The sequence below is a fragment of the Bacillus sp. MYb78 genome (assembly GCF_002975115.1).
Classification (GTDB): domain Bacteria; phylum Bacillota; class Bacilli; order Bacillales; family Bacillaceae_G; genus Bacillus_A; species Bacillus_A cereus.
The window spans coordinates 43051-67852 of sequence record NZ_PCOB01000015.1; the positions used below are offsets into that span (position 1 = coordinate 43051).

Here is a 24802-nt window from a genome sequence, read left to right on the forward strand (position 1 = left end):
GGAATTAGTTTTCAAAATGCGGAAAAATAGGGGGATTTATATGTCAAAGTGGCAATCAAAAGAACAATTGATTCAATTATTAAGCGGTCTTGTTGAAATTCCTAGTATTACCGGTTCAGAAGCTGAAGTAATATTGCCAGACTTTGTTGTGGAACAGTTATCTGATTTACAGTACTTCAAAGAAAACCCGCATCATTTACAAAAAAATCCGACAGGGGACGGACGATATTTTGTTACAGCACTAGTAAAGAAAAGCGATAGTACAAAAAATACTGTAATTCTAGTAAGTCACTTTGATGTTGTAGATGTACAAGATTACGGAGTGTGGAAAGAGGATGCATTTAATCCTAAAAAGTTAACATCTATGTTTTATTCTCATAAAGATGAACTTCCAGACCATGTACGTGAAGATATAGAACATGGAGAATGGCTGTTTGGTAGAGGAACAATGGATATGAAATGCGGTCTCGCATTACAAATGGCAATGATTGAACAAGCATGTGAAGGAAGATTCGATGGGAATGTTCTTTTATTGGCTGTACCAGATGAAGAAGTGAATTCTATAGGGATGAGGGCGGCTGTTCCGAGATTGTTAGATTTAGCAAGAGAGCATAACTTAGATTATAAAACGGTCTTAAACTCAGAGCCTATGTTTTCAAGACATCCTGGTGACCAAAATAAGTATATTTACACTGGCTCTATTGGTAAAGTGTTACCTGGTTTTCTTTGCTATGGAAAAGAGACACATGTAGGTGAACCTTTTGCAGGCTTAAATGGGAGTTATATGGCCTCATTAATAACAGCAGAATTAGAGTTAAACACAGACCTTTGTGACATTGTAGAAGGGGAAGCGAGTCCTCCGCCAACTAACTTACTTCAAAGGGACTTAAAAGAGGATTATTCTGTACAAATTCCGCATCGTGCAGTTACATTATTTAATTTGTTTTTATTAGAAAAATCAATGACAGATGTAGTTTCATTGTTACGTCAAAAAGTAACGAAAGTAGCAGAGAAAATAGAAGAGTCGTATGAAAAACATGCATATCGTTTTTCTAAATATAATCCATTTATACCACCTAATCTCAAAGTAAATGTATTAACTTATGAAGAGCTTATCACATATGCAATTGAGCAACATGGACAAGAAAAAATAAATCATATTCAATCTAATATTATAAAAAATAGAGAAGATAAAGATGATCGTGCGGTAACGATTGATTTAGTAGATAAATTAGCGATTTTATGTAAAGAAAAGGCACCGATGATTGTACTTTTCTTCGCTCCGCCGTACTATCCAGCTGTGAGTTCACGCAACAATCCTTTAATAAAAGAGGTAGTTGTAGAAATGGAAAAGTATGCACACTACAATCATAAGATTACATTTGAAAACCAAAATTATTTTGGGGGGATTTCAGATTTAAGCTATGTAGGCTTGCAGTATCCACTGGATTCAATGAGTTCGCTTGTAGACAATATGCCATTATGGGATAAAGGTTATTCAATTCCGCTTCAGGAATTAGAAGAGTTTGATGTTCCAGTATTAAATATGGGGCCGGTAGGAAAAGATGCACATCAATGGACAGAACGTCTAGATGTAAACTACGCATTTGAAACACTAATAGATATGTTACCGAAATGCATTGAAAAATTATTAGTTTCTAATAAAATTACACAATCATAGTAGGGAATAGGTAAGGGATAAAATAGAACCTTTAAAGAAGATTTGAATTAAATTATTTTAATATAATTAAAAAGCGGAACGGCCAAGCTCAATTTTATATGAGTTTGGCCGTTTATCATGTAGTGAATTTTTAATTAAAATTATGTGAATTCATAGCTAACGTAATCTCTTTTATAGTTTTATTTTTTAGTTTGACCAGATAGTTCAACAGACTTTTGCGTACAACGTTGCATAGCTGAAATAATTGCTGTTCGTAATCCTTTTTCCTCTAATGTTGCTACAGCTTCTATTGTCGTTCCACCAGGAGAACAAACCATATCTTTCAATTCACCTGGATGTATTCCTGTTTCTAGTACCATTTTTGCAGAGCCTAACACAGCTTGAGCAGCGAATTTATATGCTTGATTTCTTGGCATACCATCTAGTACAGCAGCATCTGCCATCGCTTCTATAATCATATATACATAAGCTGGTGAAGAACCACTTACGGATGTGACAACATCCATTAATTTTTCACTTACGATCTCTGTTTGACCAAAACTATTGAAAATGTTTAGTACATCTTCTAAATCTTTTTCTGTCACCATTTCATTCGGGCATAATGCAGACATTCCTTCTCCAACAAGAGCAGGAGTATTAGGCATTACCCTTACAACCTTTACTTTTTTATTAAATGCATTTTCAGTACTTTCAATACTTTTCCCAGCAGCGATCGTAACGATGATAGCATCGTTTTTGATTACTTCTTTTATTTCATTAATTATTGACGCGTATAGGTCTGGTTTGATTGATAAAATTAAAATATCAGCATTTTTAGCTACTTCATTGTTGTCGGTAGTTGTAGTTAGCCCATATTTTTCACTAGCATTTTTTAAATTAGCAGTGTTTAAATCTGAACAAATAATTTGATTTGAAGACACTATATTTTTGTTTATCATTCCGCCAATCATAGCCATTCCCATATTTCCGCAACCGATGAATCCAATTTGTTTATCCATAATAACTCAATCTTGCTCCTTTTATAATCAATTATATCGGTTTGATATTATTTTCTTAGAATAAGAATAACATCCCTGTGCAATATAAAGAAACATTCTAAGAGAATATATTCATTTTTGCAACACTAAAAGATAAAAATTAATTATATTCGACATTATGTAAATATATACACTATAATTTAAGGTTTTATGTTTATGAATATGAGTTAAACTTATATCAATTTGTATTTTCATTCAGTAGGGCAATAATTTCATACAAGTAACTTGTGGCTCTATTTATTTTTTAAGATACCTCTTGACACCGAATCGAACTATATCGCATAATATAAAAAAATTAGATCGAAAATCGTTGAAGGGAATTAGTACATATGTCTTCTTGCGAAAGAGAGTGGAATTCACCGGCTGAAAGATTCCTCGTATAGAATGTATCGAACCTATCCCTGAGTCTTAAATGAAAGTTTAGGCGTTCGCCTGCGTTATAGGCACCAAGTGGATATCTATGTATATCAATTAAGGTGGTACCGCGGAACAATGACCGTTTCGTCCTTTTTATTTTATTAAGGGCGAAGCGGTCATTTTTATTTTGCTCTTAAATAATTCAGTGCAGCATTGATGAGAATAGATATAGTTGCAAAGTGAATGAAGTGTAAATTATAAAAACTTTGATTTTAGACTTGGGGGATAAAAAAGTGAAAAAACAACGAATTGTTGTAAAGATTGGAAGTAGTTCCTTGGCAGATAGTCATGTAGGCATCTCTACAGAACAGCTTTCAGATCACGTTGCCGCATTGGCTCGGTTGAAAGCTGATGGGCACGAGGTTGTGTTAATTACATCTGGAGCCGTTGCTGCAGGGTTTTCAGCGCTAGGATATCCTAGCAGACCTGTAACGATTAAAGGGAAACAGGCTGCAGCAGCTGTCGGACAAAGTTTGTTAATGCAGGCGTACACGGAGGAATTCCGTAAATATGGCATCGTTACTGCGCAACTTTTGTTGACGAGAAGTGATTTTTCTAGAAAAGAACAGTATAGTAATGCTTACGCTACGTTAGGAGAATTATTAAACCGTTCCGCTCTTCCAATTATTAATGAAAATGATTCCATCTCTTTAGAGGAGCTGACGTTCGGTGATAATGATATGCTGTCAGCTTTAGTAAGCGGGCTTGTTTCGGCGGATATGCTTATGATCTTTACAGATGTGAACGGGTTATATGACAAAAATCCTCAGAAAAATGCGGATGCAAAAAAATATTATTTTCTTCCTGAAGTTACGGAAGAAATTTCTTCTCTTGCAGGAGATGCTGGCTCAAAACTTGGGACTGGCGGTATGAAATCAAAAATCGATGCTGCAAAGACAGCACTCTCTCTTGGTGTGAGTGTATTTATCGGAACAGGACGTGGGCAGGAAAAGTTTGTAGATGTTTTGAAGGGTAAGGGTGACGGAACGTATGTCGGTAATGCTCCTCAAAAAGAAATGAAGATGAACAAGCAATGGATTGCCTTGCATTCGCTTGTTAGCGGACAAATTGAAGTAGATGCTGGGGCAGCTACTGCCATCATTCAGCATGGTAAGAGTTTACTTCCAGCTGGTGTTACGAATGTATCAGGATTTTTCCAAGTGGGTGAAGTTGTAGAGGTTGTAACGCAACAAGGGCGCGTAATAGGAAAAGGACAATGCGCATATAGTGCAGAGGAACTAAGAGATGTAAAAGGTATGCAAAGCCAAGATATTCAAGTAAGAGGCGAGAGACATAGTTATGAAGTCATCCATAGGGATCATTGGGTTTCACTTTAAAAAGGAGGAAATAAAAATGAATGAAGTGTTGGCAAAGGGGATAAAAGCAAAAGAGGTTGTTAGGGAACTTGTACTAAAATCTACAAATCAAAAAAACGAAGCACTTGCTGCAATTGCAAATCAATTAATAAGTGAAACAGCTTATATTTTAGAGGAAAACAAACGGGATATAGAAGAAGGTAAGGCAAAAGGGTTTTCTGATTCTCTCATTGATCGCCTTATGCTGAATGAACAGCGTATTGTTGATATGACAGAAGGGATTAAGCAGCTAATTGAATTACGTGATCCTGTAGGAGAATGTGTAAGTGCATGGGAAAGGCCAAATGGACTATCTATTCAGGAAATGCGCGTACCACTTGGTGTTGTTGGGATGATTTATGAGGCAAGACCGAATGTAACAGTGGATGCTGCTACAATTTGTTTGAAAACAGGAAACGCAGTCATATTACGTGGTAGTTCTTCTGCTATTCATTCTAATAAAGCGATCGTTGCCGTTATTCACAGGGCGCTCAAACAAACAAGCTTACCTCAAGAAAGCGTCCAGCTTATAGAAGATACAACGCGAGATAGCGCAAAGCAGTTGTTTACAATGAAGGATTATCTAGACGTTCTTATTCCAAGAGGTGGCAAACAATTAATCGATACTGTTGTGAGAGAAGCGTCTGTTCCAGTACTTGAAACAGGTGCGGGAAATTGTCATATTTTCATTGATGAAACAGCGGATAAACAAATGGCATTGGATATTATTATAAATGCAAAAACGCAGCGTCCATCTGTATGTAATGCGATTGAAACGATTGTTCTTCATGAGAAGTGGGCAGAGAAATATGGTAGCGAGTTGTTTTCTTCTTTGAAGGGTAGAGGCGTGGAGCTACGTGGTGATCAAAAAGCATTTGCAATGGATTCTTCAATTGTACTTGCTTCAGAAGAAGACTGGGGGACAGAATTTTTATCTCTTACACTAGCAGTGAAAGTGGTTTCCACTGTTGAAGAAGCGATTCATCATATAAATACGTATGGATCTATGCATTCTGAAGCAATTATTACTGAAAACGAGGAAAACGTCAGCAAGTTTTTTACTTCTGTAGATGCCGCGGCACTTTATCATAATGCATCGACTCGTTTTACAGATGGATCCGAATTTGGATTCGGAGCGGAAATTGGTATCAGTACACAAAAGTTACACGTAAGAGGACCAATGGGGCTTCCAGCATTAACTTCTACAAAATATGTGATTCGTGGAAATGGACAAATTCGAAAATAATAATAAAAGACACTCAATTGGCCTGAGTGTCTTTTATTATAAAAATTATTTACCATACAAATAGCCCAACGAGCATAGCACTTAATAAAGAAACAGCCATCCCGCTAACAAGAAGCTTCCAAACATTTTTACCGATGACTGATGATTTTTCTCCGCCAAATAATGAATTGTAAGTTCCGTAAATCATACCTACTGTACTAAAGTTAGCAAAAGAAGCTAGAAATGTCGTTGCAACCGCAACCGTATGCGGTTGTAGCGACTTTAAGTTTGATTTTAAATCCATCATTGCAACAAATTCATTCGTCGTTATTTTGATCCCCATTAATTCAGCTACGTACATAGCATCACTGCCTGATAAACCGAGTAAAAATGCAAAAGGACTAAAGATAATGGAGAAGATTTTTTGAATTGTTAACCCCGTTACAAAAAAGCCTAAAATCCCATTTAAACATGCTGTTAAAGCTACATATCCAATTACCATGGCTAAAATAACGATAACCATATTCATCCCGACTAACATACTGTTTGAAATAGTAGAAAAGAAATCCTTTTTTTCATGTTTGGAAGGTGTGTAAACAACGTCTTCTTCTTTCGAAACTTCCACAGGATTTAATACATTGGCTAAAATTAATGCGTTAATACAGTTTAATGGGATTGCACTGAAAATATATGTTGCTGGAACCATTGATAAATAAGCACCAAGAATGGATCCGCTAACGCTACTCATACTCATAATTCCAAAAGTTAATAATCGATTTTCTTTTAAAACAGATAATTGATCACGAACAACCGCAAGTGCTTCGGTGTTTCCTAAAAACATCATTTGAATCGAAAAGAAACTTTCTAACTTTGGTAAACGAGAAATCTTTGAAATAACTGCACCTACTTTATCAATAATCCAAGTTAAGATTCCAAAATAAGAAAGAATATCAAAGAACGTGATAACAAAAATGATAGGAAGTAACGCGCTAAAGAAGAAATCAATGTGTGGACTGTCCATAGCGGAAGGAAATGCAAATCGAATTCCTTCATTCGCACATGCCAGTAGCCAACTGAAAAATGACGCAATTTTATTAATGATAATACTGCCTAGCTTTGTGCCCAACATAAACCACGTAATAAAAAGCTCCAATATGATGAGGATTACAATTGGTCTCCATTTTATATGTTTTTTATTAGGCGAACATAAGAAAACGATTAATATGACAACGAAAATCCCTAACATATTTGATATGAAATGCATGTCAACCACTCCTTGAGCTTTATTATTTGTATATAAAAAAGCTCTTATTCTTCTTAATTTAGAATGAATGTGGTTTAATTTATATTTTTGTAAATTCTAAAAGAATAGAAGGTAAAATTCGATAAAAATAGAATTTAATACATAGCAAACAAGGAGGGGATAAAAATGGAGGTCTATCACATAAAGAGTAAAAAGAGGGAAACATAAAACGTTCAGGTGAAATATTCGATACTTTTCGAATGTGCACTTGGCATTGCAGCAATTACTCATAAAAGGTTAATTGATACACTTGAAAAGACTGAAAGTGAATGGGAAGGAATTAGACAATCATTAACAAATGAGATGAGAGAACACTTACAGTTTGTAGAAGAACATAATACGTGGAAAGCATTGCTTCAGTTGTTGTATGAAGAGGATTTTCAGGATTTATCGCAGTTTCATGCTAAAATCGATTCACTTTCAGAAGAAGATTTGAAGTATATATGTTTACCGTTTTTAGGAGAGAAGTATGAAGAGAAAAGACGTTTAGCAGCAACGGGAGTTGTATGTGCAATACACGAACTAAAGGAACTAACAGATGATCATCAGTTTTATTCTACTTATATTCGCTTTATATGTGATGTAGATGTACAAGTGCTGAAATCTCATTTAATTGCTGTTATGACAGGTTGGTATGAGAGTGTAATTAAGAAAGAGGAAGAAGAAATATTTTCTATATTAAAACGAGATTATGAAGCAAAAAATGAAATGAATAAAAAGATGAAGCCGGAAGAGTTTGTCGAATGGGCGACTGGCGGAGTGAACTATATGCCAGAGCCAAGTGTTCATCACGTACTTCTTATTCCGCAAATGACGTACAGACCGTGGAATATTGAAGCAGATATTGAAGATACGAAAGTATTTCATTATCCAGTTGCGAATGAAAGCATTCATCCCGAAGATCCGTATGAGCCGAATTATTTTTTAGTTCAAAAACATAAGGCTCTTGGGGATGAAGCGAGATTGCGAATTGTAAAAATGTTGTTTGAAAAAGAACGTACTTTACAGGAAATAACGGAAAGATTGCAGCTTGGAAAATCGACAGTACACCATCATTTGAAATTGTTACGTGCAGCGAAGTTAGTTGATATACATGACGGAAAATATGTATTAAGGAAGAAAGCAGTACAGTCGTTAGCAAAAGAATTAGAAGCGTTTTTGAATAGATAATATGCAACAAGAATGTACATAAAGGGAGGAATTTAAGAGAAAAGTTGGTGAGCTATAGTGAAGAGTGTATTGAAAAATCGTTCTTTCTTTTTTATGTGGATTGGTAGTGCAATCTCAGAATTAGGAGGGGCTTTCGGAACGTTATGTAATTCAATTCTAGTATATGAATTAACAGGATCGGAAATGGCTTTAAGTAGTATGTGGCTATTATATTTCATCCCATCACTCATATTGCAATTAATAAGTGGCCCATTTATTGATAAATGGAGCCGGAAGTGGATTATGATTTGTTCACAATGGATACGAGCGTCCGTATTCTTATTACCTTTGGTGATGCTAGTTACAGGTAGTATAGAAGTTTGGCACATTTATGTTGTTCAAATTGTAGTAGGACTTATTACACCACTTTATACACCTGCAAGTCAAGCAATTACACCGAGCATTGTAGGGAAAGAACAACTTCAAGATGCAAATGCGTACATTGATGGAATGACTCGCCTTATGATGTTTCTTGCGCCAGTATTAGGCGGAGTAGTCATTCATTTGATTGGAACAGAACTTACATTATCTTTCGTATGTATTTGTCTATTTGTTAGTGGTGCTTTCTTATTTTATATAAAAGAAAATAGAACGTCGCAACCTATTCGGAAAACGTGGCTAGAACAATTTCTTCACGGTTTTACATATTTTTTCACAAAACCAATCATCGTTTGGCTCGGTATATTTCTTACTTTCGTGCAATTTGGAGTTGGGGTAACGATGGTCACAAATCTTCCTTATATAAAAGACGAGCTATCAGCGGGATATGCGGAATATGGTTATTTTATGGCCGGATTCCCACTTGGCTATGTAGTTGGATCTATACTAGTCGGAAAAGTAACATATAAAAGCCGGCGTATACTTATGCTCGGAGGATTGTTTATAGGGGGACTCACATACATTTCATTAGGATTCAATCATAGTATTATCATTGCAATAATAATTGAAGTAATAGCAGGGATTTGTATTGCATTTTTCAATGTTCATAACACGACAATATGCCAACAAACCGTCCCAAATAATATGATAGGACAAGTATTTTCAGTGCGTTTATTTTTTATACGATCCGCTATGCCATTAGGTGTGTTAGTAGGGGGAATATTGAGTGAAATGTGGGGAGTAAGAGCGCTATATGTAATCATCGGTGCAATTATATGTGTTACATCTTTAATAGGGATGTTACTTCCATATTTCAAATTTTTAGATGAGGCGATAGAAAAGAAATCAGCATAATTCAAAAAATTAAAACTTTACAATTGAAAATAATTATCATAATCAATTATAATAGAAGAATACTAGTATTCGTATAACAAAGAGGGAGTGGGATATATGTTTATCGAAACGAAAACATTTACAGTAAAAGAAGGTACATCAAATATAGTTGTAGAACGTTTCACTGGAGAAGGTATTATTGAAAAATTTGAAGGCTTCATCGATTTAAGTGTTCTTGTGAAAAAAGTAAGACGCGGCGACGAAGAAGTTGTCGTAATGATTCGCTGGGAATCTGAAGAAGCATGGAAAAACTGGGAAACAAGTGAAGAACACTTAGCTGGACATAGAGCAGGCCGTGGTAAACCAAAACCAGATCATATTATTAATGTGGATCATGCAGTTTATTATGTAAAATCATCGAAAGCGGCTTATCAGCAGTCGTAATATATAAGTAGAGGATACATGTTGTAAAAGCAAACATGTATCCTCTTTTTTTATTACTGGGGGGATGGGAATGATAGAAAATCTTTCATTCATTTAAAAAACGTTCTAGGCTATAGAAAAAAATATTAGACTTATAAAGCATAGTCTTAGATGGAACGCTTGAATATCTTGCCTTACATATTTAAGTGTTATGAAAATGAGTCTATATACCTTCTGTTTAAAAGGAGATGAGTACATGAAGCTGAATCATTTAAATTTATGTGTTGATGACTTATCAGAAGCGAGACATTTCTTTGAAACATTTTTTGATTTTCAATTTTTGGAACAAAAAGGGAAAGCACTTGTAGTTATGAGTGATGAGAGTGGATTTATACTTGTGCTAAGTGATCCAAAAGCATTTAAAGGGAATAAGGAAGTTACGTATCCGGAAGCTTTTCATATTGGTTTTTTAGTGGATACTTCAAATGAAGTTGATCAAGCGTATAATCGTTTAGTAGCAGGCGGCATTGAAATAGATAAGGAACCTTATTCGATGCGAGGTAGTAGTTATGGTTTTTATTTTACAGTATTTAATGGCTTATTAATTGAAGTGTCTTGTCTTGATTATAGAGAAGGTAAGAAAGTTTCAAAGCTTAATAGTAATCACCAAGAGTAATCATTTGAAGGTGTATAAAATTTAAGTATGTATCATATTAGAAGACGAATTAAGAAAGTTTCACTGTAAAGTAAAAAAGACAGACTAATAAATAGTCTGTCTTTTTACATTAATTCTTCACATCATCATAAAGTTCAAGCGCCTCTTTCACATTCAATCTATTCTTCACAATACCATGTATTGCTTGAATCATCGCAGCTGGGTGCTCCGATTGCCATATGTTTCGGCCCATGTCTACTCCGATAGCGCCTTCTTGCAATGCATTGTACGTAATGTTTAATGCGTCTTCAATTGAATCTAGTTTTGGGCCGCCCGCGATGACGACTGGGGCAGGGCATGTGCTCGTTATTTTTTCGAATCCTTCGCAGTAATACGTTTTAATAATATCAGCACCCATTTCAACACATACGCGGGAAGCAAGTGCTAGAAAGCGAGCTTCACGTTTTTGTAATTCCTTTGCGACTGCGGTAATGCCGAGTACTGGTAGGCCGTAATCATGAGCTTCAGAAACTACATTTGCGAGATTTGTAACAGTTTGTGTTTCATAGTCTGATCCGACAAAAACAGAAACGCCAACGCCAATTGCGTTTTGCTTCACTGCTTCCTTCACAGGTGTAACAATTGTTTCATTCGCTAAATCTTTACCGACGACAGTAGCGCCACCGGATACACGCATAACCATCGGTGTGCTGCAGTTTTCAGGAATGCAGGAGCTAAGTACACCGCGTGTTAAAAAGAGGGAGTCTGTATAAGGAAGTAAGTTTTTAACTGTTTCAAGTGGTTGTTCTAGCCCGTGAATTGGCCCTAAAAAGTAGCCGTGATCTATTGCTAACATAACCGCTCTACCATCAGGTAAAATTGTATTTAATCGATTTTTAAATCCCCAAGTCATTCAAAATCACTCCTTCGTTAATGTTGGATTTTCCGTTTGTACCGTATCTTTATTTGGTAAATGTGGTGACTTTATAAAAACAGCTTTAAAAGGTTTGTCAGAATGGTTAATCAGATAGTGAGATTCATGAGGGCGAACTTGCAGGACATCACCTTGTTTAATCGGAACTCTTTCGTTATTTACATAGAAGTCTATTTCACCTTCTAACGCATAAAAAACTTCTTCACACGTTGTATGGTAATGATTTTGAAATTCTTGCCCAGGCTGAATGACAACAAGGCCAAGATCAATATTTGGACCTTGTATTAAATATTTCGGCCCGTTATCACCGAAGCGATAGGAGAAGTCATTTTCATTCGCTTTTAACATACAGTTCACTCCTTTATGTAATGTGTTACAGTGCACCAGGTGCAATCCACATATGTGTTGTAAGTCCTTTATCAGCTAAAGCGAGCTGACTGCTATACACGGTTTTCCATGTTTCATAGAATTCTTTGTATAGCTCGTGATTTTCAGTGACTGGTTCAAATGTATTTTCCCACTGTACAAATTGTTCGGCAGTCTCTTCCATAGATGAATATATGCCAGCGCCAACTCCAGCAGCAATTGCAGTTCCTAAAGCAGCCGCTTCTTTCACAACTGGTACTTTTACAGGAATGCCGAGTACGTCTGATAGAATTTGTGGCCATAGTTTCCCTTTAGCGGCACCGCCAGCAAAAACAACTTCAGAAGGGAATGTACCAGTAAGATTTTCAATTAGTTTTAAGTTTCCAAGTGTAACGAAGGCCGCATTTTCTTCAATAGCACGGAACATTTCCTTTTTTCCGCATTTGTCAGCGTCTAAACTTAAATTTAAGAATGAAGGTGCGGCATGACGCCAAGAAATGTAGTTCATAATGTTTGAAAAAGTAGGGATAATACCATATGAACCGACAGGTACGTCTTTCGCTTGTTCTTCTAATAATTCATAAGCGTCTACACCGAGTTTTTCAGCGAACTTTTTTTCTTCTTGGCAAAAAGCGTCTCGAAACCAACGCATAACGAGGCCAGGGAAAAAGGCAATCGTTTCATATTGCCAAAGGTTCGGAACGACGTGACAATTTACTCGAATTGCAGCATTTGGATCCGTTGTTGACTCTGTAATATTCACTTCCTGTTGCCAAAAGCTGCCGCCGCATATTAAAGTTTGATTTGGCTTTACGACTCCAGTCCCGAGTGCTGCCATTTGAGCATCACCGCCACCAGCGACGACAGGAATCCCTTCAAGTAAACCAGTTAGTGCTGCACACTCTTTTGTAACATTACCAATTACAGTGCCAGCTTCATTTACTTTTGGTGAAAATGGCAACGTTATACCACATTCTTTAGCGACTTCGTTATCCCAATTTCTATTTTGTAAATCAAAGATTCCGGACGTACAACCGTTGGAAGGATCGATTTGCAGTACGCCGCTTAATTTATACAAAATCCAATCATTTAACATCGAAAAGGATTGAATATTGTTGTAGATGTCTGGTTCATGTTTTTTAATCCAAAGTAGACGTGGTAAAGCACCCAATGAAAAAGTTTGCCCAGATTTTCTGTATAAATCTTCTTCAAGATGTGAGCGGATTTCTTTTAGCTCACTAACTTCAGCGGATGCACGGCCATCAACATTTGCACATGCCCATATTTCTTGCCCATTTTTATCATATAAAACAAAACCTTCTCGCATACTTGTAGCGCTAATAGCTTGAATAGAAGAGGGAAGTATATTACTTTTTTGCAGAACTTCTTTCGTACACTGTTGTACAAGTTGCCAGTTTTCTTTTTCATCAAAATTCATAGAACCGGGGTAACGAGGATCAGTTTTATGAACCCATTCTTTTTGGCTTACTGCAATTTGATTGCCATGTAAATCAAAGAGAACAGCTCGAATGCTTCCTGTACCAGCATCGAAAGCTAATAAAGTAGACATTAAGAATCACCTTCCTTTCTTAATAAGGAGAGCGCAGTTTCTTCATCAGTAATTAATGTATGAATAAATTTCCCTTTTAAAGCCCCATAAATGGCATCTATCTTTTGAGTACCTCCAGCCACACCAATGACATGCTTCATGCTGCGAAGAATCGTAAGTGGTGTGCCAATTAGACGATTATGATGCGAGAGCTCTAATAAATCACCATTCGTATTATAAAACTGTCCTAAAATATCGCCCGCCCCGTTTTGACTTCGAATATATGTCATTTCACGTAGCGTTAATTTTTCTTTTTTTACAATCGTAGCGTCTTGAGATAACCCGCCAATACCGACAACTGCCGTATGTGCAAGTGAAGCGACATGAAGCATATCTTTCACACTTGGTTCTGATAAAATACTTTGTGCCATTTCAGTAGAAGATGCTAGAAAAGGAGTAGGAATAATATGAAGATCACCTTGCATGTAGTGTAAATAGTTTTGTTTTCTTGGAAGATAGTGGTTTACTCCGCCTGTTAGCGTTACGAATGAAAGATTAATAGAACTTTCCAAATGAATGTTTTCTAGCATTTTACTTATTGTTTCACCCCAGCCGATGCCGAGTAAATCACCTTGTTGGAGATGAGTCTCTAAATATTGTGCAGCGGCTTTTCCGAGAGAAGTAGCATAATTGTCTATTGGAGTAGGGATAATAAAGGCATCTTTCAAGTGGAACTTTTTCATTAAGTCACGTTCAATGCTCAAGCAATGCAAACCGGTTCCTTTTACGTGAAATGTAACGATACCTTCACTGCGTGCCTTATCTAATAACCGGACGACTTTATTTCTTGAAATATGAAGAAGTGAAGCAATCTCTTGTTGTGTTAATTGATCTTTATAATAGTACCAGGCTACTTTAGTTAATAAATTTTCTTCAAAGTTCAGCTGTGACATACTCTTCATCCCTTTCAACAATTGACCAATGCTTAAACATATGTAGCATATATTTTGTTTATTCCAGTTGAAACGATTAATAGCACATTGAAAAAAGTGTTCTAGATATGAAAAAAGGAATATACAATGCTACAAAACAAGTAGAACAAATAATCATTTTCTCAAAAAATGTTCTGGATAGAGGCAGGTGACATCATGTGGAGAATGTGCCCTTATTACAAGTGAAGAAAATGAGTAAGGCGTTTTCGAATCAACTTGTGCTAAAGGAAGTGAACTTACAAGTAGAGCATGGTGATATATACGCTTTAGTTGGTGGCAATGGCGCCGGGAAATCGACATTAATGAAAATATTAACGGGGTTATATTCGTATGATAGTGGAGAAATGTATGTGAAAGGAAAGAGATAGCAGTTTGTAAATCCAAAAGAAGCACACCAAGAAGGGATTTATTTAATACCACAAGAACCGCTCATTTTTCCGCATATGACCATTGAAGAAAATATATGTATCGGGTTAAAAGAAAAGAAAAAGAAACTAAAAGTACAGATTCAGCAATTGATTAGCAGCTTAGGATGGGATATTGCCCTTAATAAACTAGGAGGAACATTATCGATTGCGCAACAACAGTTAGTAGAAATCGTTAGAGGATTAATAAGAGAAGCTGAGATTCTTATTCTAGATGAGCCAACATCGACATTAACAACACACGAAATTAAGAGTCTTTTTGTGTTGATGAAAAGTTTACAAGAAAAAGGAATTGGGATGATTTATATTACGCATCGTTTTCCAGAAATCTTTGAAATTGCCAACAAAGTAGCAATACTACGTGATGGAATGGTTGTAAGCCAAGGTGATGTATGTGACTATACATATGACATGCTGATGGAGGGACTATTGCCAAAAGGATATAAACAGAAAGAGAAAATAGAAGTAGTTCAAGAGACAGCAAAGACGAAAAAAATATTAGAAGTGGTTGATATAAATGGTCACGCATTCGAAAATATATCATTCACTGTACATGCGGGTGAGGTTGTTGGTGTTGCTGGCATTATAGGATCTGGCAGAACGGAATTAGCGGAAGCGATATTCGGATTGAAAGCTATAAAATCAGGTTCTATTTTATTAGAAGGAAAATCAATTGATACATGTTCTTTGCATAAAAGACTAAGTGAAGGGCTCGTTTATGTGCCGGAAGATAGGGCGAGAAATGGAATTTTCTCAATTGCTTCTGTTAAAGAAAATATTGCAGCAGCAACAAGTTTATATCAAAATAATCGCTTTTTTATAAATCAAGAAAAAGAAAGCGCTTTAGTTAATTCGTTTATAGAACAGTTCCGAATTGTTGTACAGAATATGAATAAAGAACTGGCATCTTTATCAGGAGGTAATCAGCAGAAGGTCGTGCTTGCGAAGTATCTTGCATGTAATCCTAAAATTATTATTCTTGATGAGCCGACTCGCGGAATTGATGCGAAAGCAAGGCTTGAAGTGTATGAGACGATAAAAAAAATGAAAAGGGAAGGACTCGCAATTTTATTAATCTCTTCAGATGTTGAAGAAATTGTCCAATTAGTAAACCGTGTATATGTAATGAGAAATGGGCGATTTGTTTCTCATATGGAAAAAGAACAACTGAGTGTGAATGAAGTTACACGCCTTGCATACGGAGGTGTAGCGGAATGAAACATATGTTAAAAATGCATGAAACGTCTATCATACTGTTACTACTAATTTATATAGCTATTGTAGGAATGATAAACCCTAGTTTTATTCAATTTAACTCGTTATCTTTACTGATGAAATCAAGCGTTATTTTAGTCGTTCTAGCAATTGGCCAATCGTTCGTTTTATTTACGAAAAATATAGACGTATCAGTTGGCTCAATTATGGGATTAAGCGCGGCAGTTTGCGGGATGTTGTTAACGAACGGGTATAATGCATTCATGTCAATTCTTGCTGCGATAATGCTTGGTGCTATTATCGGTTTCATAAACGGGATTGGCGTTGCAAAGTTTCGGGTACCAGCCATTATTATGACATTAGGGATGCTAGGAATTGTTAGAGGTGCAATGTTAATCTTCACAGGCGGGAAGTGGATTGAAGATATTCCAAACGATTTTAAGCAGCTGTCATCTATCATCATTCTTGGTTTACCTATAACTGTATGGTTCGTTTTTATTATTTTACTACTACTATACTTCTTTTTAAGAAAAGTGCCATTGGGAAGATACTTTTATGCGGTAGGTGATAATGAAGATGGCGCGAGGCTTATTGGTATACCTGTTAATAAAGTGAAGATATATGCGTTTATGATTTCAGGCATAAGCGCTGCGCTCGCTGGTTGCATATTTGTTATGAATATCGGGTTCGTCCCAAATCAAACAGGTACAGGATTAGAATTACAAGTAATCGCAGCCGCTGTACTAGGAGGAATTCATTTAAAAGGAGGAACAGGTTCTATATTTGGAGCCGCATTAGGAGCATTGTTTCTAGAAGTGATAAGCAGCTCACTCGTCTTTTTAAAAATACCAGCATTTTGGAATAATGCCATTTCAGGCTTTTTATTATTACTCATCATCATATTAGATAGTGTTATGAGAAAGTGGAAGGCAAAAAGGAGGATGAATCTATGAAGTATTTATATAGATGGGAAGGGGTTCTAATTGTATTACTTCTTATAGAATTCATCCTTTTTAGTTTTATAAATAGTGATTTCTTAAATATTAGTAATCTCCTTTTTAGTACAAATGATTTCCTATTTATCGCAATTGCGGCGATACCAATGACTTTCGTTATTGTAACAGGAGGAATTGATGTATCGGTCGGATCAATAATGGGGCTCACTTCGATCTTGATTGGTGTACTTTGGATGAACGGAATACCTATTTTGTTTGCTGTCATAATCGCCCTAATAATTAGTTGTTTAGCAGGAGCTTTAAATGGACTCATTATAAAAATGACAGATGTAGAACCACTAGTCGTTACACTCGGAACGATGTTTTTATACGGAGGAATTGCGCTTGTCATTTCAGGAGGGGCGGGTGCTTCTGGATATGAAGGGATAAGCGGTTTACCTGATACTTATGTACAACTAGCAAATGGTAGTTTTATAGGAATACCCAATTTATTATGGTTACTTATTTCATTAACAATTGTATACACAATTTTGTTTCACCGAACGATATATGGACGCTACGTAAAATTAACAGGTGCGAATGAAAATACAGCAAAATACACCGGGATTAAGACGAAGAAAGTAGTAATCATTGCTTACATACTTTCTGGGTTAGGAGGTGGATTAGGGGGAGTTTTCTTAACTGCATATTTCGGTTCTGCACGTGCTGATATAGGAAGTGAAACAATATTACCAATCATTACAGCAGTCGTATTAGGCGGGACACTTATTACAGGTGGAAAAGGAAGTATTTTCGGTACTGTACTTGCAAGTATTTTTATAGGCCTTATGCAATATGGCCTACAAATGACAGGCTTAACAAATGAACAATCAAATGTCGTAATAGGTATTATCCTTATTCTTTCAGTTATTATGAGACATTTCAAATTACATCAATTTTTAGCGGGGAAAAGACAGAGTTGGCATAAGGGGGAAATGTCATGAAGAGAAAACTGGGGATTGTATTGATTGTATGTATTTGTTTAATAGGTTTAATCGCTTGTTCCAGTCAAACGGCAGATAAGAAAAAAGCGGATGATGTGAAATTTGCATTTATCCCGAAATTAACTGGAGTTGGCTTCTTTACATCGGGCGGTGAAGGAGCAAAGGAGATGGGAGATAAGCTAGGCGTACAAGTGAAATATGATGGGCCGTCTGAAGCGAGTGTATCAGGGCAAGTAAAGTATATAAATAATTTTATTAACCAAAATTATGATGCACTTATGGTTTCCTCTACATCAGTTGATGGTTTATCGCAATCATTGCAACGTGCTAAGAAAAAAGGAATGACTGTCTTAACGTGGGATTCTGATGTGAATCCCAAAGACCGTTCTTTTTATATAAGTCAAGGGACACCAGACCAACTTGCTAACTTATTAATTGAAATGACTTCCAAGCAAATTGGAGATAAAGGGAAAGTAGCGTTCTTTTATTCTAGTCCAACAGTAACGGATCAAAACCAATGGGTAACGAAAGCGAAAGAAATTATTAAAAAGAAATATCCGAACTGGGAAATTGTAACGACGCAGTACGGTGAAAATAATGCACAAAAATCTTTATCCGTAGGGGAGAACATATTAAAAACGTATCCAGATATTAACGCAGTTATTTGTCCAGATGCAACAGCACTCCCAGCCATGGCGCAAGCAGCTGAAAACTTAAAAATGGATAAAAAAGTAGTGGTAACTGGATTTTCTACACCGAACGTTATGCGTGATTATGTAAAACGAGGAACAGTACAACAATTCGGATTATGGGATGTCAAACAGCAAGGTGCGTTGGCAACTTATGTAGCAAATGAGATTGTTGTAAAAGGAAAGAAGTTAAAAGTAGGGGATAGCTTTGAAGTAAAAGGAATCGGAAAAGTGAAAGTAGAGCCAAACTCCATTCAAGGATATGATTATGAGGCAGAAGGAAACGGAATTATCGTATTGCCAGAACGAGTTGTATTTACGAAAGATAATATTGATAAGTATAATTTTTAGTAGACAAAAAAAACGTCCGAATATATCGGACGTTTTTTTTATTTCTTCATTAATTATGAACAGTTTCTTTTTCGTTTAATCCAAGTGTACGACCAGTCGAAGTGTGAAGATCTTGGAACAATCTTGGATTTTCAGTTAGTGAAATGCCATATGAAGGAATCATTTCTTTTATTTTTTCTTCCCATTCTACCATGCGGCTTGGGAAACATTTTTCTAATACTTCAAGCATGACGTGAACAGCAGTAGAAGCACCTGGTGATGCACCTAGTAATGCGGCGATTGAGCCGTCAGCTGCACTTACTACTTCTGTACCAAATTGAAGTGTTCCTTTACCGCCAGCATCAGTATCTTTAATTACTTGTACACGTTGTCCAGCAACTACAATATCCCAATCTTCACTTTTCGCGTTCGGAATGAATTCGCGTAATTCTTCCATACGTTTTTCGTGCGATAACATAACTTGCTGAATTAAGTATTTTGTAAGTCCCATTTCTTTTACACCAGCAGCTAACATCGTTAAGACGTTATTCGGTTTTACAGAACCGATTAAGTCAAGATTTGAGCCAGTTTTTAAGAATTTAGGTGAGAAGCCTGCGAATGGTCCAAACAGTAAAGCTTTTTTATTGTCTATATATCTCGTATCTAGATGAGGTACAGACATTGGCGGAGCGCCAACTTTAGCTTTACCGTATACTTTCGCATGATGTTGCTCTACAACTTTTTGGTTTTTACATACCATAAATAGTCCACTTACCGGGAATCCTCCGATATGCTTTGATTCAGGGATACCAGTCTTTTGAAGTAGAGGTAGACTACCGCCACCACCGCCAATAAAGACGAATTTAGCAGTATGATGCTCAATTTTACCACTATTCATATCGTGTACTTTTACTTCCCACAAACCATTTTTCGTGCGCTTAATATTTTCGACACTATGCTTGTAGTTTAGCTCGACATTTTTTGTTTTTAAGTAATCAAACAACATACGTGTTAATGCACCGAAGTTAACATCTGTTCCAGAGTCAATCTTCGTTGCCGCCATCGGTTCATTAGATGTGCGGCCTTCCATAATGAGTGGAAGCCATTTTTTTAATGTTTCAGGAGCATCAGAAAATTCCATTCCTTGAAACAGTGGATTTTTTGAAAGCGCTTCAAAACGGTTTTTTAGAAATTCAACATTTTTTTCCCCTTGTACTAAACTCATATGAGGTAGTGGCATAATAAAATCTTGTGGATTACGAATTAATTTGCTCTTTACAAGATATGCCCAAAATTGTCTTGAAAGCTGGAATTGCTCATTCACTTTTACAGCCTTACTAATATCTATAGATCCGTCAGATTTTTCGGAAGTATAGTTCAGTTCGCATAGCGCAGAATGCCCTGTACCTGCATTATTCCATTCGTTAGAGCTTTCTTCCCCGGCACTTGCGAGTTTTTCAAAAACTTTAATTTCCCATTCTGGTGCTAATTCTTTTAGTAATGAGCCTAACGTTGCACTCATAATTCCTGCACCAATTAAGATAACGTCTGTTTTTTGCTGCATGTTGCTCATGATAATCTCTCCATCCCCTATATTGGCAAAAAAGTGTAGGTGTTTTCTATGTCTAAGCCGTAAAAGAGAAACACCGCCTAGGCCCCACCTAGGTGTATACCTTTTTTGTCTCAATTATATAACCATCTCATACTCTATTATAATAATTAATAGACTAAAATATCTAGTGTTATCTGATAATTTTAAACTATTTAACGTTTTATTCGCTAAAAATCTTATTTAACAAGCTCTTTTAAGGTGATAAATAGAAAAAAATTACAGTTTGAAATTATCTCGAAAAAGCTTACGTATCCTTAAGTGACTAAATCGAGTACCTTTTTATGGGATTATTCTTTCTATAATGGTAAGATTATTCTGAAAAATAAAAAGGAGGGACTCTAATGTGTACAAAAGAACAAATTTCAAACTTATTTCGAAATTTTTCAATAAAGGAATGTAAAGGGTCAAGTGATTTATATGAATATTTATCAATGAAAATTGCTGAAGATGAGGAAGTACTTACACTATCGTCCTCTGCTCAGGTAGGTCAACCAGTCCCAAACTTACTATTAGGTGCAGTACATTATTTATTGTTAGCAGGGAAAGAACATCATTTAAAAACGTATTATAGTAGTTTAGTTGAAAATGCCGATACAAATTTAAATAAAGCTTTTGATCATTTTAAAGATTTCTGTAAAGAGTACCGAGAAGAAATCATTACATTGTTACAAACGAAACTCGTTCAAACGAATGAAGTAAGACGGTGTGCATACTTATACCCAAGTTTCTGCTACATATTTAACAAAGTGAAGAAGCCGTTAGCGTTAATTGAAATTGGGACAAGTTCTGGGTTGCAACTGTTCTGGGACCAATATAGTTATTCGTACGGGACGGATGAAATGTACGGAAATATAAATTCAAATGTGCATGTAACTTCTGAAATAAGAGGGGAGAATGTACCGCATTTTCTAAAAGAAAGCCCATCTGTCGTAGAAAGAATCGGACTGGACTTACATGTGAATGATTTACATAATGAGGAAGATTATTTATGGTTACGTGCTTTAATTTGGCCAGAACATAAAGAAAGGCTTGAGATGTTTGATCAAGCTGCATCTTTAGTGAAAAATGAATCTGTCCAATTCATAGAAGGAGACGGTGTAGAGCTATTATCATCTATTATTGAACAAATAAGTGAAGAAGCTGTTATTTGTATTTTCCATACACACGTCGCAAATCAAATACCAGAACAAGTAAAACACAAGTTAGAAAAACAAATACAAGAAATTGGCGCAAAACGTGATGTATTCCACCTTTATAACAACATGTGGGATCGTGACCTTCATATTGATTATTATATTAACGGAAACGAATATCGTGAAACGGTTGGAGAAACAGAAGGGCATGGGAAATGGTTTAGCTGGAAGATTGGAAATGAGACGCCTATTTAGATTAATAAGGGCGCCCTCACTTGTAAAAGGTGGGGCCATAGGCTCAATCATGGACTAAATGGTTAAGGAAATAAATTTATTAGTAACATACAAAAAATGCTTCGGAGAAATCCTAAGCTTTTTTTGAATTACATTTAAACCCCATAATGGATCATGTACTTCTGTTCTGCTGCGGCTTGTACAATTTTTGAAGCTAACTCATTCAGCTCATCATATTTTCTGAAGAACTTTGAAGATGTAACTGTTTCATAGAAAATTGCTAATGATTCAGGCGGGATAATTGTAATACCGTAATGAGCTAAACCGTGTTCTTGATTTTTGACTGTATGAAAGTAGGTTTTCATAATTGATAAATTTCGATTTAAGCTACTGATAATATCATCATCAACAGAAATACAATGATATTTCTCTGGTGTATAATCTTCGTAATTTTTTTGAGAAGTAAAATCGTCAATTATTCCAAAATCATGGACACATGCCATCATTATCATCCTTTCAGCTTTAATAAAGTGAGTTCTATTAAAGTAAAATGGTCATTCGTTTAAGTGTAATAGAAATAGTTATGTAGTTCATAAAATATCTTCGGTTCTTCTTCGTGAAGACAGTTTATTTATCGATAAACTCATCGGGAGCCCAAGTGGCGATTTCATTCCCAGGTGCAGCGACTACAAGCCATTGCTCACATAGAACACCAGATTGCCAACATTCATAATAATCATGAAAACCATTTACAAAAATAATTTGTCCACGCTCTAATGTAATAATTAAATGAGGGCTTTCTAAGCCGAGTCGTATATCGGTAACTTTTTGTCTTCTTATCTTAAATATTCTTTCATATTCTTCTTCCTCAGAATAAACTTCAAATTCATCTTCATTTAATGGGTATCTTTTTTGAGGTTTATTAAATAAACACCATTTGGATTCGATATTGATATATAATTGTCCGTCATAATCAACTGAGTCGTGAAAGTTTGTGAAATGAATCTTTATAGCGGCTGGAGAAATACCAAATTGTAATCCATCAACTTGTGATCCGATGAATAGATTTTTCAACACTTTTTCAGCGTAAATTTTATCCTCTTGATTCATTCTTGAAATCCTCCTTTTCTTAAAAATATACCTTATATTTTTATTGTAATAAATAAATTTTCATGTAAAATGTACCTTTTGTGAAAAACGAGCGAATATAGTGTGAAAGATCACGAGAGGGGAACGAAACTTTGGATGAAGTACAATTAAAAGAATGGCTATATAAAAGAAAGTATGTTGCCCAAAAAAGAGTTTGAGAAAGTGTTACTTTGGATTGTTGAATAGATATTTAGCAAAAAAAGTAACTAATAATTATATTATGTAAACTTAGTATATAAAACACCCATTTAAAAAATGGATGTTTTATATTTTGATATATTAGGTGGAATATATAGTTTAAAAAAGCGGAATACTTTGCGGAAAGTTAAAGACATTTTTCGGATCATATTTTGCTTTTACTTCCATTAATCGGTCAAAGTTGCAACTGAAGTATGCATCTGGCCAATTTTTAATGGATAGGTCAGGAGTATTAACATAGACACCTTTTGTAAATGGAAGCATTGCCAAACGGAAGTCTTCAACCCATCGAATACTTCCGCCAGCACCTTCTGGTTGCTCCCAAGTAGCGAATATTGACATGTTTGATAGTGCTTTTCGGTAAAAATAAGCAGTCGCCTCATTTGGCACCTCAGCAACAGCACCGCCTAATCCGTGGAAAAATACAGAGGTAGTGGAAAAGGGAGGTAGATTATTAATAAAGTGATCGATAATGGATAGTCCTTCTTCTGGTAGTAGTTCATACACATATGGACCTACACTTTTAAATGGTAAAGGTGTTGCAGGTTGCTTCTCAGCTATTTTCGCTGCTGCTTCTGCCCATGGTATTTCTTCGATAGTTACTTGCAGTGGTGAACCGGCTTTTAGTAATGGCTGTAGTTGCATCTGCAATTCTTGAACAGAACCGAGAAATACACCTTGCATTAATAATGATGGTTCTAATCCTGCAGACATAAAAAGAGTAGTTGTAAGTCGTTTATTAGCGCAAGGTAGCGTATATTCTTGCCAAGAGGTTAATACAGGTTTTAAATCTGATATCCCCCAGCTTATTTCTGCAAATCCTACCGTATTAATTTTATGTGTTCGAAACTTAAACGAAGTACATATTCCAAAGTTACCACCGCCAGCACCGCGCGAAGCCCAATAGAGATCAGAGTTACACTTGGCGTTAGCGCGTATTATACAACCATTCGCGTCTACCATTTCTAATTCAAGTAAATGATCGAGAGTTAATCCAAACGGACGAGAGAGAATACTATGTCCGCCACCTAAAGTAACACCTGCAATCCCGGGAGTAGGACAAACACCACTCGGCACAACTAACCCTTCAGCTGCAAGTGTTTCAATTAAAGAAATATTTCTCCATCCTGTCCCAATAGTTACAGTTCCATTATTGTGATCTATTTCTAATTGTTTCATTTCACTTACATCAATTACAAGACCAGCATTACTGACGGATAATGCCTCATAATTATGACGTCCAGAGCGCATGCGTATAGGAACTTTATGTAGCCTTGACCAGCGAACGGCGTTTACTACATCCTGTGTATTTTGAGCAAAAACAATGATTAACGGAAATTTGTTGAAGAATGTATTGAATTCTTCACGCGCTGAATTATAATCAGGATCATTAGGTGTAACGATACGACCAGTAAGTTCAATTTTTTGATTATTCATTTCAGTCATCTCTCCTTGACGTGAAATATTTATAATGTGGAAATACAGAACATAAAGAAGAACTGACAATACTTTATAAGTAA

Annotated in this window: 21 protein-coding genes, 1 pseudogene and 1 other annotated feature; of the genes and pseudogenes, 12 read left to right on the forward strand and 10 right to left on the reverse strand. The window is 35.9% G+C overall.

Annotation, left to right across the window (positions count from 1 at the left end; all coding sequences use genetic code 11):
• Positions 1-16 precede the first annotated feature (16 nt).
• Complete coding sequence (locus tag CQ064_RS23280; RefSeq protein WP_003274521.1) at positions 17-1681, forward strand: M20/M25/M40 family metallo-hydrolase; 1665 nt, start codon at positions 17-19, stop codon at positions 1679-1681.
• A gap of 179 nt (positions 1682-1860) precedes the next feature.
• Here the strand turns inward: CQ064_RS23280 and proC are convergent, their stop codons facing one another.
• Complete coding sequence (proC, locus tag CQ064_RS23285) at positions 1861-2679, reverse strand: pyrroline-5-carboxylate reductase (protein WP_000360725.1); 819 nt, start codon at positions 2677-2679, stop codon at positions 1861-1863.
• Positions 2680-3019: 340 nt separating this feature from the next.
• Positions 3020-3230: a binding site (T-box leader), on the forward strand.
• A 138-nt stretch (positions 3231-3368) separates the two neighbouring features.
• Here proC and proB point away from each other — a divergent pair.
• Together proB and CQ064_RS23300 are read left to right on the forward strand one after the other, a co-directional pair.
• Complete coding sequence (gene proB / locus CQ064_RS23295; RefSeq protein ID WP_000744741.1) at positions 3369-4472, forward strand: glutamate 5-kinase; 1104 nt, start codon at positions 3369-3371, stop codon at positions 4470-4472.
• A 16-nt stretch (positions 4473-4488) separates the two neighbouring features.
• Positions 4489-5736: a glutamate-5-semialdehyde dehydrogenase gene (locus tag CQ064_RS23300; RefSeq protein ID WP_001006624.1), complete on the forward strand. Its 1248-nt coding sequence runs from the start codon at positions 4489-4491 to the stop codon at positions 5734-5736.
• Positions 5737-5785: 49 nt separating this feature from the next.
• Here the strand turns inward: CQ064_RS23300 and CQ064_RS23305 are convergent, their stop codons facing one another.
• Entirely contained in the window at positions 5786-6979 is a 1194-nt protein-coding gene (locus tag CQ064_RS23305; RefSeq protein WP_000545496.1) for a NupC/NupG family nucleoside CNT transporter, read from the reverse strand.
• A 216-nt stretch (positions 6980-7195) separates the two neighbouring features.
• On the opposite strand from CQ064_RS23305, the gene CQ064_RS23310 reads away from it, so the two are divergent.
• The 4 genes from CQ064_RS23310 (at position 7196) to CQ064_RS23325 (ending at position 10538) form a co-directional block, all read left to right on the forward strand.
• Positions 7196-8188 carry an ArsR/SmtB family transcription factor gene (locus tag CQ064_RS23310; protein ID WP_000877631.1) on the forward strand — a complete coding sequence of 331 codons (993 nt, stop codon included), beginning with the start codon at positions 7196-7198 and terminating at the stop codon, positions 8186-8188.
• A gap of 57 nt (positions 8189-8245) precedes the next feature.
• Positions 8246-9460, forward strand: coding sequence for an MFS transporter (locus CQ064_RS23315; protein WP_000843810.1), 1215 nt, complete (start codon positions 8246-8248; stop codon positions 9458-9460).
• A gap of 96 nt (positions 9461-9556) precedes the next feature.
• The gene (gene hmoA, locus CQ064_RS23320) at positions 9557-9883 is read left to right on the forward strand and encodes a heme-degrading monooxygenase HmoA (protein ID WP_000469496.1); all 327 of its coding nucleotides are present in this window, start codon (positions 9557-9559) and stop codon (positions 9881-9883) included.
• A 235-nt stretch (positions 9884-10118) separates the two neighbouring features.
• The gene (locus tag CQ064_RS23325) at positions 10119-10538 is read left to right on the forward strand and encodes a VOC family protein (protein WP_000773084.1); all 420 of its coding nucleotides are present in this window, start codon (positions 10119-10121) and stop codon (positions 10536-10538) included.
• 109 nt (positions 10539-10647) lie between these two features.
• Here CQ064_RS23325 and lsrF read toward each other — a convergent pair whose 3' ends face one another.
• Genes lsrF through CQ064_RS23345 form a run of 4 tightly spaced genes read right to left on the reverse strand, consistent with a single transcriptional unit; the run spans position 10648 to position 14337 of the window.
• Positions 10648-11430, reverse strand: coding sequence for a 3-hydroxy-5-phosphonooxypentane-2,4-dione thiolase (gene lsrF, locus CQ064_RS23330; protein ID WP_000219785.1), 783 nt, complete (start codon positions 11428-11430; stop codon positions 10648-10650).
• A gap of 6 nt (positions 11431-11436) precedes the next feature.
• Positions 11437-11799, reverse strand: coding sequence for a cupin domain-containing protein (locus CQ064_RS23335; RefSeq protein WP_000909986.1), 363 nt, complete (start codon positions 11797-11799; stop codon positions 11437-11439).
• Positions 11800-11824: 25 nt separating this feature from the next.
• Positions 11825-13387 carry an autoinducer-2 kinase gene (gene lsrK / locus CQ064_RS23340; protein WP_000105700.1) on the reverse strand — a complete coding sequence of 521 codons (1563 nt, stop codon included), beginning with the start codon at positions 13385-13387 and terminating at the stop codon, positions 11825-11827.
• A complete protein-coding gene (locus CQ064_RS23345) occupies positions 13387-14337 on the reverse strand; it encodes a sugar-binding transcriptional regulator (RefSeq protein WP_003270894.1) in 951 nt (316 codons plus the stop codon). Before CQ064_RS23345 ends, lsrK begins: the two co-directional genes overlap by 1 nt.
• Positions 14338-14516: 179 nt before the next feature.
• Here CQ064_RS23345 and CQ064_RS23350 point away from each other — a divergent pair.
• The 4 genes and pseudogenes from CQ064_RS23350 to lsrB all read left to right on the forward strand — a co-directional run bounded on the left by CQ064_RS23350 (position 14517) and on the right by lsrB (position 18977).
• Positions 14517-16001: pseudogene (locus tag CQ064_RS23350) on the forward strand (sugar ABC transporter ATP-binding protein).
• A complete protein-coding gene (locus CQ064_RS23355) occupies positions 15998-16951 on the forward strand; it encodes an ABC transporter permease subunit (RefSeq protein ID WP_000682140.1) in 954 nt (317 codons plus the stop codon). The pseudogene CQ064_RS23350 and the gene CQ064_RS23355 overlap by 4 nt, the downstream one beginning before the upstream one ends.
• On the forward strand, positions 16948-17937 hold the full coding sequence (locus CQ064_RS23360; protein ID WP_000876510.1) for an ABC transporter permease: 990 nt from the start codon (positions 16948-16950) through the stop codon (positions 17935-17937). Before CQ064_RS23355 ends, CQ064_RS23360 begins: the two co-directional genes overlap by 4 nt.
• Positions 17934-18977, forward strand: a complete 1044-nt coding sequence (gene lsrB / locus CQ064_RS23365) for an autoinducer 2 ABC transporter substrate-binding protein LsrB (RefSeq protein ID WP_000823652.1) — start codon at positions 17934-17936, stop codon at positions 18975-18977. The genes CQ064_RS23360 and lsrB overlap by 4 nt, the downstream gene beginning before the upstream one ends.
• A gap of 49 nt (positions 18978-19026) precedes the next feature.
• Here lsrB and CQ064_RS23370 read toward each other — a convergent pair whose 3' ends face one another.
• Positions 19027-20529, reverse strand: a complete 1503-nt coding sequence (locus CQ064_RS23370) for a malate:quinone oxidoreductase (RefSeq protein WP_000069161.1) — start codon at positions 20527-20529, stop codon at positions 19027-19029.
• Positions 20530-20909: 380 nt separating this feature from the next.
• On the opposite strand from CQ064_RS23370, the gene CQ064_RS23375 reads away from it, so the two are divergent.
• Positions 20910-21956 carry a DUF2332 domain-containing protein gene (locus CQ064_RS23375; RefSeq protein WP_000337428.1) on the forward strand — a complete coding sequence of 349 codons (1047 nt, stop codon included), beginning with the start codon at positions 20910-20912 and terminating at the stop codon, positions 21954-21956.
• Positions 21957-22090: 134 nt separating this feature from the next.
• Here CQ064_RS23375 and CQ064_RS23380 read toward each other — a convergent pair whose 3' ends face one another.
• From CQ064_RS23380 to CQ064_RS23390, 3 genes are all read right to left on the reverse strand, one after another.
• Positions 22091-22441, reverse strand: a complete 351-nt coding sequence (locus CQ064_RS23380; protein ID WP_003270899.1) for a hypothetical protein — start codon at positions 22439-22441, stop codon at positions 22091-22093.
• Positions 22442-22562: 121 nt separating this feature from the next.
• On the reverse strand, positions 22563-23045 hold the full coding sequence (locus CQ064_RS23385; RefSeq protein ID WP_001070896.1) for a hypothetical protein: 483 nt from the start codon (positions 23043-23045) through the stop codon (positions 22563-22565).
• 336 nt (positions 23046-23381) lie between these two features.
• A complete protein-coding gene (locus CQ064_RS23390) occupies positions 23382-24719 on the reverse strand; it encodes an FAD-binding oxidoreductase (protein WP_001064644.1) in 1338 nt (445 codons plus the stop codon).
• Positions 24720-24802: the final 83 nt, after the last annotated feature.

Excerpts from the sequence above, each read along its gene's own strand:
- CQ064_RS23280 (WP_003274521.1), top strand. The coding sequence starts at position 17 with ATGCGGAAAAATAGGGGGATTTATATGTCAAAGTGGCAATCAAAAGAA.
- proC (WP_000360725.1), bottom strand. The coding sequence starts at position 2,679 with ATGGATAAACAAATTGGATTCATCGGTTGCGGAAATATGGGAATGGCT.
- CQ064_RS23300 (WP_001006624.1), top strand. The coding sequence starts at position 4,489 with ATGAATGAAGTGTTGGCAAAGGGGATAAAAGCAAAAGAGGTTGTTAGG.
- CQ064_RS23305 (WP_000545496.1), bottom strand. The coding sequence starts at position 6,979 with ATGCATTTCATATCAAATATGTTAGGGATTTTCGTTGTCATATTAATC.
- hmoA (WP_000469496.1), top strand. The coding sequence starts at position 9,557 with ATGTTTATCGAAACGAAAACATTTACAGTAAAAGAAGGTACATCAAAT.
- CQ064_RS23325 (WP_000773084.1), top strand. The coding sequence starts at position 10,119 with ATGAAGCTGAATCATTTAAATTTATGTGTTGATGACTTATCAGAAGCG.
- lsrF (WP_000219785.1), bottom strand. The coding sequence starts at position 11,430 with ATGACTTGGGGATTTAAAAATCGATTAAATACAATTTTACCTGATGGT.
- CQ064_RS23335 (WP_000909986.1), bottom strand. The coding sequence starts at position 11,799 with ATGTTAAAAGCGAATGAAAATGACTTCTCCTATCGCTTCGGTGATAAC.
- lsrK (WP_000105700.1), bottom strand. The coding sequence starts at position 13,387 with ATGTCTACTTTATTAGCTTTCGATGCTGGTACAGGAAGCATTCGAGCT.
- CQ064_RS23355 (WP_000682140.1), top strand. The coding sequence starts at position 15,998 with ATGAAACATATGTTAAAAATGCATGAAACGTCTATCATACTGTTACTA.
- CQ064_RS23360 (WP_000876510.1), top strand. The coding sequence starts at position 16,948 with ATGAAGTATTTATATAGATGGGAAGGGGTTCTAATTGTATTACTTCTT.
- lsrB (WP_000823652.1), top strand. The coding sequence starts at position 17,934 with ATGAAGAGAAAACTGGGGATTGTATTGATTGTATGTATTTGTTTAATA.
- CQ064_RS23370 (WP_000069161.1), bottom strand. The coding sequence starts at position 20,529 with ATGAGCAACATGCAGCAAAAAACAGACGTTATCTTAATTGGTGCAGGA.
- CQ064_RS23375 (WP_000337428.1), top strand. The coding sequence starts at position 20,910 with ATGTGTACAAAAGAACAAATTTCAAACTTATTTCGAAATTTTTCAATA.
- CQ064_RS23380 (WP_003270899.1), bottom strand. The coding sequence starts at position 22,441 with ATGATGGCATGTGTCCATGATTTTGGAATAATTGACGATTTTACTTCT.
- CQ064_RS23385 (WP_001070896.1), bottom strand. The coding sequence starts at position 23,045 with ATGAATCAAGAGGATAAAATTTACGCTGAAAAAGTGTTGAAAAATCTA.
- CQ064_RS23390 (WP_001064644.1), bottom strand. The coding sequence starts at position 24,719 with ATGAATAATCAAAAAATTGAACTTACTGGTCGTATCGTTACACCTAAT.